The 11,627-nt window shown below is 37.6% G+C and carries 10 protein-coding genes; 3 read left to right on the top strand and 7 right to left on the bottom strand.

All coding sequences use genetic code 11. The features are described 5' to 3' along the window. Positions 1–974: flagellin N-terminal helical domain-containing protein (locus LQ50_RS24525; RefSeq protein ID WP_152608273.1), on the bottom strand; the 974-nt coding region annotated here is incomplete at its 3' end. A 285-nt stretch (positions 975–1,259) separates the two neighbouring features. Here LQ50_RS24525 and LQ50_RS20990 point away from each other — a divergent pair. The 3 genes from LQ50_RS20990 (at position 1,260) to LQ50_RS24520 (ending at position 3,061) form a co-directional block, all read left to right on the top strand. Continuing rightward, positions 1,260–1,556 (top strand): helix-turn-helix domain-containing protein, encoded by a 297-nt coding sequence (locus LQ50_RS20990; protein WP_034633215.1) that lies wholly within the window; start codon positions 1,260–1,262, stop codon positions 1,554–1,556. A gap of 109 nt (positions 1,557–1,665) precedes the next feature. Continuing rightward, entirely contained in the window at positions 1,666–2,157 is a 492-nt protein-coding gene (locus LQ50_RS25055; protein WP_084138976.1) for a competence protein ComK, read from the top strand. 67 nt (positions 2,158–2,224) lie between these two features. Continuing rightward, positions 2,225–3,061 (top strand): hypothetical protein, encoded by an 837-nt coding sequence (locus tag LQ50_RS24520; RefSeq protein WP_052144897.1) that lies wholly within the window; start codon positions 2,225–2,227, stop codon positions 3,059–3,061. Positions 3,062–3,466: 405 nt separating this feature from the next. Here LQ50_RS24520 and LQ50_RS20975 read toward each other — a convergent pair whose 3' ends face one another. The 6 genes from LQ50_RS20975 to LQ50_RS20950 form a co-directional block, all read right to left on the bottom strand. After that, on the bottom strand, positions 3,467–4,015 hold the full coding sequence (locus LQ50_RS20975) for a transposase (protein ID WP_034633209.1): 549 nt from the start codon (positions 4,013–4,015) through the stop codon (positions 3,467–3,469). Beyond that, positions 4,015–5,547: a YifB family Mg chelatase-like AAA ATPase gene (locus tag LQ50_RS20970; protein WP_034633206.1), complete on the bottom strand. Its 1,533-nt coding sequence runs from the start codon at positions 5,545–5,547 to the stop codon at positions 4,015–4,017. Before LQ50_RS20970 ends, LQ50_RS20975 begins: the two co-directional genes overlap by 1 nt. A gap of 864 nt (positions 5,548–6,411) precedes the next feature. Further along, positions 6,412–7,782 carry a sugar phosphate nucleotidyltransferase gene (locus tag LQ50_RS20965; protein ID WP_034633204.1) on the bottom strand — a complete coding sequence of 457 codons (1,371 nt, stop codon included), beginning with the start codon at positions 7,780–7,782 and terminating at the stop codon, positions 6,412–6,414. A gap of 98 nt (positions 7,783–7,880) precedes the next feature. Next, complete coding sequence (gene galE / locus LQ50_RS20960) at positions 7,881–8,876, bottom strand: UDP-glucose 4-epimerase GalE (RefSeq protein WP_034633203.1); 996 nt, start codon at positions 8,874–8,876, stop codon at positions 7,881–7,883. Between the two features lie 46 nt (positions 8,877–8,922). Then, positions 8,923–10,089, bottom strand: coding sequence for a nucleotide sugar dehydrogenase (locus LQ50_RS20955; RefSeq protein ID WP_034633202.1), 1,167 nt, complete (start codon positions 10,087–10,089; stop codon positions 8,923–8,925). A 108-nt stretch (positions 10,090–10,197) separates the two neighbouring features. After that, a complete protein-coding gene (locus LQ50_RS20950; protein WP_161784709.1) occupies positions 10,198–11,583 on the bottom strand; it encodes a lipopolysaccharide biosynthesis protein in 1,386 nt (461 codons plus the stop codon). Between the last annotated feature and the right edge of the window lie 44 nt (positions 11,584–11,627).

Genomic DNA, 11,627 nt, shown 5'->3' with positions numbered 1-11,627 from the left:
GCAATATCAGATTTGTTTTCTGGGATAAAAATTTCTGCTGCTATATCCTCATAGGCCGCTTGTTGTGAGAAGAAATTCGAATCTGATACCGTATTAAAGTTCATACCAAACACATACAGCAGAATGCCTTCACTCTCCAACCTATCTTTCACAGCCGCTGGTGTCGAAGAGGATGATTCATCTAAAGTATCGGTTAATAAGACATAAATCTTATTTGAATTCTCACGATATTGTAATTCCCCACCTAAAGACCCACTAGGAGAATAACTAATCATATGATCATAAGGAGACGATAATCCTGCTTGAGCTTGATGGACATTCGTAATATGTGTATTAATTTCATCTACATCTGACGTTAATGACAACACCCTATTCGGATGAACCGTACTAACCGTTGCGACTTTAACATCTCCATATATGGCTAAGCTATCAACAAATTCAGAGATACCAGCCCTAACTTCATCAATTTCATCCTGCATCGTACCTGAGTCATCGATAAAAAAGACAATATCTGCACTAGGAAGAGTACCGTGATTTCCTGTCTGATCAACGGCTTGCGGAGGTGCTAGCGTATTAATTATATTAAACTCTGTTTCTAACGCTGTTCGGTTAATCTCATCTTTTATTTGTTTGATTTCTTCCTGAATAATGCCCCGATCAAATTCCGTTAACGTATCATTTGATGCTTGTACAGCAAGCTCTCTAACCCTTTGTAGCATCGCATGGATTTCATTTAAGGCTCCCTCTGTTGTTTGAATCAGCGAGATGCCATCTAGTATATTTCTATCAGCTTGAGAGAGGCCTCGAATTTGTGCACGCATCTTTTCAGAAATGGCTAGCCCCGCTGCATCATCAGCGGCTTGATTAATTCGAAGACCAGATGATAAAGCATCCATCGCCTTACTTACACTTCTATGATTTTGATTTAAGCGATTTAATGAATTCAATGCATTTATATTATTATTAATTTTCATTCTCTCACCTTTTCTTCTATACACTACACCTCTTTTATCGGCTTATTTTCCTAGATCTTTTACAAATTTCGTCAATTAATTATACGGGACAAAGGGACAGGTTCCTCGTCCCACGAGTTCAGTAAAAGCTATCGATTGGGACAAGGGACCTGTCCCCATGACCCAATCATGACCCACTCCACAAAAAAACTCCCCTAATTTTACAATAATTCCCACTTTAATGGTCATAGCCCGTCGATCAAACCTCCTTCATGACTGATTATAGTCTTAAAAGGAGCTAGAACAGTGGAAGAAATCGATAAACAAAAAGCAAACGATTTAGAAGAACTCGCAAACAAAACCATCGGCAAAAACATTTCAGGTATTCGCCAGATGAAGGGCATGTCGCGCTTAACATTATCGGAAAGAGCTAACCTGGACTACTCCTACCTTGGTGAAATCGAAAGAGGAGAAGTCACAATGTCTCACTTCATTCTCTTAAAATTATGCTGTGCCCTCGATATTAAAGTTTCAAACAGCCTATATGAAGAGGTTCCAGACGCTGTTACACATTTTTTGAAAGAGATTAACTCCATTGATTAACGACCTCGCCCCTTTAAGTTGATTTACCACTCCCACCTAGAGTCTTCACTACCTCATAATTAACCCCTCTTGTCATTTCCAACCCATCCCCCAAAAAAGGAGCTTCGCCATGTCCAAAACCATCCTCCCTTACTACGACATTACCCAAGACACAACCGCTATCTTCTCAGCTTCCCACACAGATTATTACTCCATCGTCTGGGAACGCGATCGAATCTATTACATCCAAAAGACCCCGATGCAACTCATTAAAGCCGGATGCCTCGAAGGAGGAGCCGACTTCAATGGCCGCAAAGCTGCTGTGATGCACAAAACAGGCATCCAAAGCAAAATTCCGATCCCGATTAATCCAAACGAGCATATTTACGCCTTCCCCACCCACTCGCCGACACTCCACGAATGCTCCTGGATTTTCTATCACCACATCAAATCGATCAACCGCCATCCTAAAAGCCATTCCCAATCGATCATTCTATTTCACCATCACAAACAGCTCGAACTCGACATTTCCTATCACAGCCTCGAAAAGCAGCTGCAGCGCACGTCTTACTGCATTGTTCGCTTCTCTCATCATAGAATTCGTTCCTCTCATTTCGAATAAAACCAACCTCAACATTAACCGGCCTGTCATGGCTACATGATGGGCTCACCCCAAAGGAGGCACTATAATGCAATCAGGTCATATTCAGCAATTTGCTCATTTAAGTCAGTTCAAAACCGTCAAAGAATTCAACGATTCTATCAAGAACTTCCTACAGCTACATGGAGATTCGTTCACAGAAGGAGAGCATATCGCTCTTCGCACGCTGATTCAATATAGCGTGAAAGTTCACGGCATTTGTAATGCAAAAATATGTAAGCTACTAGAAGCAACCCATGCTTCAGGTCAGCCCATCTCACGCACAACCTTTGAACGAATGCTTCGTAAGGGGAGAAAGCTCGGACTATTGACTACCTACAACACCAACCGAAAAAAAGGCGGCAAATCTCATAATGTCTATGTGTTTCATCGCTTTGATGTATCCAACACAAAAAAATTGACGCATCAGCAACCAGCCCCAATCCCACCTGTACCAAGCCCTCAAACCACAAAAACCACCCCTGAAGCTACTTTATCTAAAACTAAAAAAAGAAAAGATAAAGAGATACGTAAGGTAACGTTCGAATCGCTTGATTATACATTTGTTCCATCACATGTTCCAAGCCCATTTGTCAAAGCAGCCAAGCCCTTCTTCCCAAGTGCCAAAGAGATCTGTGCTTTATGGGACCGGGTTATGATGGCTCACCGTAAGATGGAATGTAAAAAACCAGTGGAAACTTACCTTCCCGTTATCATTCAAGCATTTAAAGAGTCGGTATATCGTTATAAGAAAGGGGAAATTAAGACAAGCTTTATGCCGTATTTTTATGGGACACTTTCTACGTTCATTGCTCATGAAGTGATCTTGCAGGGGTTTATGGAGAGAGATTTAACGGGTAATGCGGGGCCAAGGTGGTTGCGGTAGGTGAGGAGATTGCTGAGAGTGGGGCACTTTACCGAAGAGCATAGGGACGGATCTTCTGATTTCTTCGTTTAGCGAAACTAAAGATGCACGAGAACCGTCCCCATGCTCCTCCAGCAACTCCGCTATCTCGGGCCTGTTTCGAGGGGACAGGGGGGTCAGGTTCCTCGTCCCACCAATTCCGCAGATCGTTGTGAATAACACAAAAAAGGTGGATAACCCACTCTATAAGAGGAAGTTATCCACCCCACCCGGACAAGAACTAAATATCTTTTCCTTTTCCCTAAACCATCTATTTACGCTTCATTGAAACTTACAGTAGCTTTATCTACAGTGGCATCAATTAGTTACGGCAGCATGGAAACCATCCCATTACTATAAAAACGGGACAAGGGACCTGTCCCAAGTTCACAATCCCCTCATCGCCTCACAATACAACCTCCTCCTCTCCTCCAACGTTCCTACGTAATACTTAAGGATCGCTTCTACCTTCATAAACCGCGGTTGTATTGCTTCTGGGTACATATACAAATAGTAACTACTCCATGGATAATGCTCTGCCCGTTTCACCATTTTGGCCTCAACTGGGTTCTTGTGGATGTAGCGACTGATTTCAATCATTCCATTCTTATCCTCAATGATCGTGTCATAAAAGCGTTTTTCGAAAACATGTCCGGTTAAGCTATAACGAGTATTGTAGTAGTTGGCATATCGTTTGTTAATGAGCGCCATCAGTTTGGAAAGAGATGCTTCTTCGGAGCGGAGTTGTAGATGGTAGTGATTGGTCATTAAGCAGTAGGAAGCAAGTTCAAATGGAATCTTTTGATGAAGCTGATGAAGGATATGGAGGAAAGCGTGAAAGTCAGTAGCTGAACGGAAAAGTGGGTCACGACGGTTGCCACGCATGACGATGTGATAAAAACGGTATGGAACCCAAATTCTCTTAGCACGAGGCATTAGTTCCCCCTCGCTTTCGTATGTTCTTTTGAGATGTGGTTACGTCTTAATGTCATGGCTTTCCAGATGCTTTCATCTGATATCGATGCTTCTCCTGCTAGGTCAGATAGCGTTCTGGCTAAACGGATCATTTTAATTTGAACGCGATTGCTCCATTGTTTTTTCGATGATACTTGTGTCATCATTTTCTGCTGATTGCTTGTGAGGGGACTTGTTTTCATGAGCTGTTCAAACGGAACTTTTGCATTCGTAATCTCTGCTTGGTAACGAGCATATTGCACATCCCTTGCTTGCTCGACTCTATTTCGAATGTCTGCAGAGGACTCTCTCATTCCTTGAGGCTGTTCTAGATTAACGGGGTGTAAGGAAAGTAAAATATCAATCCGATCAAAGATCGGTCCGGAGACACGGTTACGGTATGACTGAACCTGTTTTGGTGTACAAGAGCAATAATGCGTGTTGGAACCAAGATACCCACAAGGACATGGATTCATCGCACCGATGAGGAGAAAGGAAGCGGGATAGGTCACCGTCGAATGAGCACGGCTTATTGTCACTTTTCCTGTTTCAAGAGGCTGCCTGAGCATATCTAACGTTTTCTTTGTAAACTCAGCCATTTCATCTAAAAACAAAATACCATGATGGGCTAAAGAAATTTCCCCTGGCTTTGGGTTCTGGCCCCCACCAATAATCGCGACAGAAGAAGCAGAATGATGCGGGTGTCGATAAGGAACAGTCTTTGGAGATTCCAACTTTTCTTGTGCAAGTTGATACAAGCTAATCTTTTCTAATTGAGCTTGTTTCGTTAATGGAGGAAAAATGGAGGAGAACGTTTCAGCGAGCAAGCTCTTACCACAGCCAGGAGGGCCGCTCATCAACACATTATGACCACCAGCTGCCGCGACCTCAAGCGCTAGCTTTGCTTGCTCTTGTCCAATAATATCGGAAAAGTCTTTTTGAAACTCAACAGGAGATATCGATTCTTCTACTGAAACTGATTGAATAGGCAATGGTAGAGAAATCTGTCCTCTTACATACTGCAACACATCGTTTATGTGTTGCACAACGATACATTCAATTCCTTCTAACATCTCAATCGGGATCAGCGGATCATAAGGGAGAAACACTCTTTTAAACCCGAGCGCTTTTGCGGCAATGAGCGCTGGCAGCATTCCTTCCACTTTGACAACCGAGCCATCTAACGACAATGCGCCAATAAAAGCCGTCTCCTTTCGTATCTCCTCCACAAACTGCTTCCTCTCTTTCAGGACCGCTACAGCCATCGCTAAATCAAACAAAGGCCCGTTCTTTTTCTGCTCAGAAGGGGACAAATTGACAACAATCTTCTGATCCGTCACATCACAATCAAGTGTTCGGATGGCCGACAACACCCGTTCCTTTGACTCTTTCACCGACGCATCCGGAAGCCCTACGATCACCATCGACTCTGTTCCTTTAGACACCTGGACCTCCACTTGCACGCGGTACCCTTCCAACCCTTTTAAACCAATGCTTGATACATTAACCGTCACATAGACGACCTCCTTTTGGCTTTTAACTGAAGTGAATGATAAGGAAAATAAACAATGAAGAAATATAGGTAGTTTCTTAAAATGGTAATGACTGAAAGGGGAAATAGATGAGGTGACTGTTTTATTCGACAACATTTGTGGTATTCCTTTAGGTTTTCAGAAAAAATTTTTTTGAGATAAAATCAAATATGATAAATAACTGGGACCACACTAACACCATTACTTGTACTGGTATATGTATATAACTTGCTATAATACTTTACTCCTCTTCGAAAAAAGGAACAAAGGTGATTTAATCTCAACGAAATCTTGCACTCTTTGGGGAGTGACAGCGTATTGTACTAAACAACATATAAAAAAATCATGAAAGTCAAGTCCTAATCATGTATAATAAAAGTAAGATCAAACCACAATAAAAAAAGACCGAGTGCTACAACACCCGGTCAACGCAACTACATGCCGCATGAAGAGCGGCTGACCTAAAGTAAGTAGTTTTTAAAAAGTAACCACTCTTTATCCTTTGGTCGGGGCTAGGGCGGTTACTTTTTTCTATGGCTGAAGTATGACACGACTCCTAGTAAGACAAGGTTTGATGTTAATGCTATCATAATTGCCTCATATGCCGTCATATCACCACCTCCCTTCTATAGGGAGATGGCCAACCGCCCATCTGCTTTTATGTAGTTGGTATAAATAAGTCTAGCAAAACTACTCCTTTTATTCTAGCTTAATTCTAAGACTAGTAGCACCATAGTCTATAAATCTTTCGACATATTCTGGCAATCTTCGGGGAGTGACAGGCACCTTAACTAAAAAACAAAAATACCCGCCTAGCCTTTAAGCTAAGCGGGTATATAATAGAAATTATTTAACAAGAGATTTACAATGTTCTTCTACTTCTTTCCATGTCATGAATATACGCACAATATCTTCTTCAATAAGTTGCGAACCAGTTTGTACTTCAATGAATTCTAAGTCAGTATTAGCCTTTATACCATGTTTTGCCTCAACAGGAATGATTAAAACATCACCTGGCTTTACCACACGGATCTCATCATTTAAAGCAAATTCTCCTTCGCCTTTAATGATTGTCCAAACTTCACTTCTCGCATAATGTTTCTGATAACTTAAATTCTTCCCTGCTTTAACACCAATTCTCTTTGTCAGTACTTCATTTCCTTCGTCAAACTTTGTATGATCAAGAACCTTATACCAACCCCAGCGACGTTCTTCATACATTGGACGTTGGTTAAATCCTTTTAGTACCTCTTTAATCCTTGGACTCGCAGCTTTATCAGTTACTAATATTCCATCCGGACTTGCTGCTACAACGGCATCCTTGATACCTAGTACAGTTACAGGGATATCTAATTCATTTACTAAATGAGTATTAGAAGAATCCTCACTGATAATCCCTTTACCAATTTGATTAGTCCCCATTTCTTCCGTTAACGTATTCCAAGTACCAAGATCCTTCCAACTACCACTATAAGGGAGTGCTACTATTTTTTCAGCTTTTTCAACTACTGCGTAATCAAAGCTGATCTTCTCGAGGCTTTGATATTGTTTTAATAGTTCATCATATTGAATTGGTAAGCCTTTATTTTGTAATAAATCTATAATGTACTGAAGCTTAAAAGCAAAAACTCCGCAATTCCATAAAGCTTTTTGATCGATTAAAACTACTGCTTCTTCCTCAGAAGGTTTTTCCTTGAAATGACTAACTTGAATATAGTTGCTCTCATCACCTTGTGTAGGAACTATATAGCCATATTTTGCTGATGGATAAGTAGGACTTACTCCCATTAATGCTAAATCAGCACCTGAAATAGTTAATGTATCTTCTAAATCTTTTATTCTTTCAAAAAAGCTAATATCTACGTAAGGATCTACAGGTAAAACTCCTACTACTTCTTCTAAACTAGTTCCCTTAATAGAATATAAGTAAGTAGCTGCCAAAGCGATAGCAGGAAATGTATCACGACGTTCAGGTTCAATAATTAGTGGAATATGATTTCCTAATTGACTATGAATCATATCCACCTGTGATTTACTAGTTGCAATTAGCGTTGACTCATTAAATTGTAACCTTTCTAATTGGCGCCAAACCCTTTGAACCATTGATTCTAAATTAGCACTATTGTCTAAAACCTTCAAAAATTGCTTTGATCTTGAATCATTAGATAATGGCCAAAGACGCTTACCGGATCCACCAGATAATAAGATTAGTTCCATGAATTCTCCTCCTATAAACAAATTATTATCTTTCAAGTTGAAAAAGATTATACTTCAGAAAATTTTTCAGAAATACTGAAATGAAAAGTTTCAAAGTTTTATTCTTGATAATTCATTTCAAACCGCCATGCATCTCGGCACATATCAATTATGTCCCGTTTAGCTAACCAACTAAGCTTCTCTTGAGACTTTGAAACATCAGCATAGCATGAAGCGATATCTCCTTTTCTACGTCCTATAATTTTGTAAGGTATTTTTATAGTATTAGCTTTTTCAAAAGCATTAACCAACTCAAGTACACTAGTGCCTTTTCCAGTACCCAAGTTATAAATATGAATTCCGTTAGATAAGTTATTAAGTGCAGCCACATGACCTTCTGCCAAATCCATAACATGAATATAATCACGAACACCCGTACCGTCTACTGTTGGATAATCGTTCCCGAACACTTGTAACTTATCCAACTTTCCCTTTGCAACCTGAGTTATATATGGCATAAGGTTATTTGGAATTCCATTAGGGGCTTCTCCAATTAATCCGCTTTCATGGGCTCCTACTGGATTAAAATATCTAAGTATTGATATAGAGAAATCTGGATTAGCCTTTCCTACATCCTTTAGAATCCTCTCACTCATTGCCTTAGTTTCACCATATGGATTAGTTGTTGGTAAGAGCTCCATAGTCTCTACAAACGGTACCTTATTTTCTCCATATACAGTTGCAGATGAGCTAAAAACCAATCGTTGCACATTATACTTCTGACAAGTCTTTACAAGGACCATAGTACTAACAATATTATTAAAATAATATTCTATCGGCTTTTCAACAGACTCACCTACAGCTTTGAGGCCAGCAAAATGTATTACACCATCTATATCATTGTCAGAAAAGATTGTGTCTACTAATAACTCATCCGTCAAATCTATTTGATAGAAAATAACTTCTTTTTTGGTTATCTGCTTTACTTTATCTAGAGTTTCAGCTTTACTATTGCTAAGATTATCAGCAACAATTACATTATGTCCCGCTTTTAACAAAGCTACACAAGTATGTGAACCTATATATCCTGCACCGCCAGTAACTAAAATGTTCAAAAAGGTTTCACCTCTATTTTCTTAATGATTACTTCTTATTTCTGCACTAATCCCTACTGAACAAATCCCTCGTATAAACTTTAGTTTGAACGTCTCTTATATCTTCTGTTAATCTATTTGCTACTATTACATCACTTATTTTCTTGAATTCTACAATATCATTTACTACCCTAGAATTATAGAACTCTTTATCAGCTAAAGCAGGTTCAAACACTACTATCTCTATCCCCTTGGCTTTAATACGTTTCATTACGCCTTGAATAGCCGATTGCCTAAAATTATCCGAATCCATTTTCATTGTTAACCTATATATACCTACTACTTTAGGACTCTTAGCTAGTATCATATCTGCTATATGATCTTTTCGAGTTCTATTAGCAGCTACAATTGCACCCATAATGTTGTTTGGTACATCTGCATAATTAGCTAGCAATTGTTTAGTATCTTTAGGAAGACAGTAACCCCCATAGCCAAAAGAAGGGTTGTTATAGTGAGTCCCAATCCTTGGGTCCAAGCCTACACCCTCAATTATTTGTTTTGTATCCAATCCTCTAACCTCTGCGAATGAGTCAAGTTCATTAAAGAATGCAACTCTCATAGCCAGATAAGTATTTGCAAATAGTTTAATAGCTTCTGCTTCTGTGGAAGCAGTTAGCAAAACAGGGATATCTTCTTTAAATGCACCCTGGGCCAAAAGATCAGCAAACTTTTTTGCTCTTTTCGACTGTTCTCCTACAATAATCCGTGATGGATATAAATTGTCATATAGTGCTTTTCCTTCCCTTAAAAATTCAGGGGAAAAAATAATGTTTTCTGTTTCAAATTTACCCCTTACTTTTTCAGTATATCCTACCGGTACTGTTGACTTGATAACCATTATAGCACTTGGGTTAATAGCTAGAACATTCGCTATCACTGCTTCAACTGTTCTTGTATTAAAATAATTCTTATCTGGATCGTAATTCGTAGGTGTGGCGATGATTACATACTCTGCATCTTTAAAAGCTTCATAATTATCTGTAGTTGCAGTTAATCTTAGTTCTTTTTTAGCTAAAAATTCTTCAATTTCATTATCGATAATTGGAGATCTTCTATTATTGATCATTTCAACTTTTACTTTATCAATATCTAATGCAGTTACTTCATTATTTTGAGCTAATAAAATTGCATTTGATAAGCCTACATAACCAGTTCCTGCTACTGTTATTTTCATTTTTCACACTCCCTTGCTATAACTATTTTATTTTTACAAGTATAACTGTTAAATTGGTTTATAAAGGAAACCTTCTTAATTCCTTGGAAAAGTACTGGTCCATAAAAACTACTTCTTTACTTTTGCAACTAAAAATTTGAATAACTTTGATAAAACATCTTTATTATACAAGTAGAATAATGCCAACGACATTAATACTAATACTGCATTTATTACTACATTTTCTAGGTATGTTAGAATTAAGAAACTAACAAGGATAGAAAATAGTATAATAAAGTCTTTTTTATCTATATCTATTTCAAAAGTTTTACTCTTGCTTTTCATTCTTATTAGCCACATTACAAAAAATCCTACAACTGTAGAAATAGCTGCAGCATATAGTCCTATTAATTGAATTAACAATAAATTAACTATTATATTAACCATTGCTCCTATTAAAGTAGTTTTAAGTATTACCTTTGTATTTTTAGACCCATGATAGGCTGCACCCCAAAAATCTGACAACGCCAAAAAAACTGCACCTAAAAATAAAATTGCAGTATATTTCCAAGCAATATAGAAGTGGTCAGCTACAATTAATTTCATTAAAAATGGTGTTAATGTAATTAAAATTGTACAACTTGGCATTAAAAAGCGAAAATAACGTTTAAAAATTTCTGAATAATATTGATCTCTATCTTGGTCTTTGTAACTTAGAATTGCACTATCTTGCCAAGCTAATTGGAATATTGATTTAACCATGTTAATTAACACTGGTAACTTATTTGCCACACTATAAATACCATTTGCACTTAACCCTAAGAACGCTGATATAATAAATCTGTCTGAAGAATTCATTACCCAAAAACTTACAGCTCCTGGTATTATAGGTATAGAATATTTTAATAAAGATTCACTTAATTGTTTTGAAAAATAATTTATAGCTAAATATTGATGGAACTTTAACATATAGCATCCAAGGAGAAATGAGCTTGCATTTCCAACAATAGCCCCAATAAAAAATGTTTCAATTCTTATCTGAAACACAAACACACAAAGCATTTGTGTAACTAAAGTTACAATTGTTTGAGTAATTCCTAAAATAGCAAATTGTTTATTTAGACCTAGGCCTCTAGCACATTTTTGAATAAAATTATTTAAGATATTAAAAATAATCATCATAATAATTAAAAATTGATATTCAATATTAAAATATATCATCACAAAAATGGCCAAGAAACAAAATAGGGTTAAGTTTCTAATGGTATAAAAAAAACCTGTACTTATTATTTCTTTTCTTTTATTAAAATCCTTTTCTTCTAATAACCATCTATAAACAGAAGTTAATATTTCGAATGAAATGAAAGGTAATAGTAAGGAAACTGTTACTACTATTAAATCCCATTGGCCATATTCGGCTGTACTAAAATAACTTGTAAAAAGAGGTAATAATAAAAAGTTAATTAGTTGAGGTCCAAACATAGCTATTGCATAAATTTGTGTATCCTTAATCAATTTTTTGTTTCTGCTCATTTTTTTACCTTTAACTTCATAATATT

This window comes from Halalkalibacter okhensis (genome assembly GCF_000787375.1).
GTDB classification, from domain to species: Bacteria; Bacillota; Bacilli; order Bacillales; family Bacillaceae_D; genus Halalkalibacter; species Halalkalibacter okhensis.
This window is presented reverse-complemented; position numbering and strand designations above follow the sequence as displayed.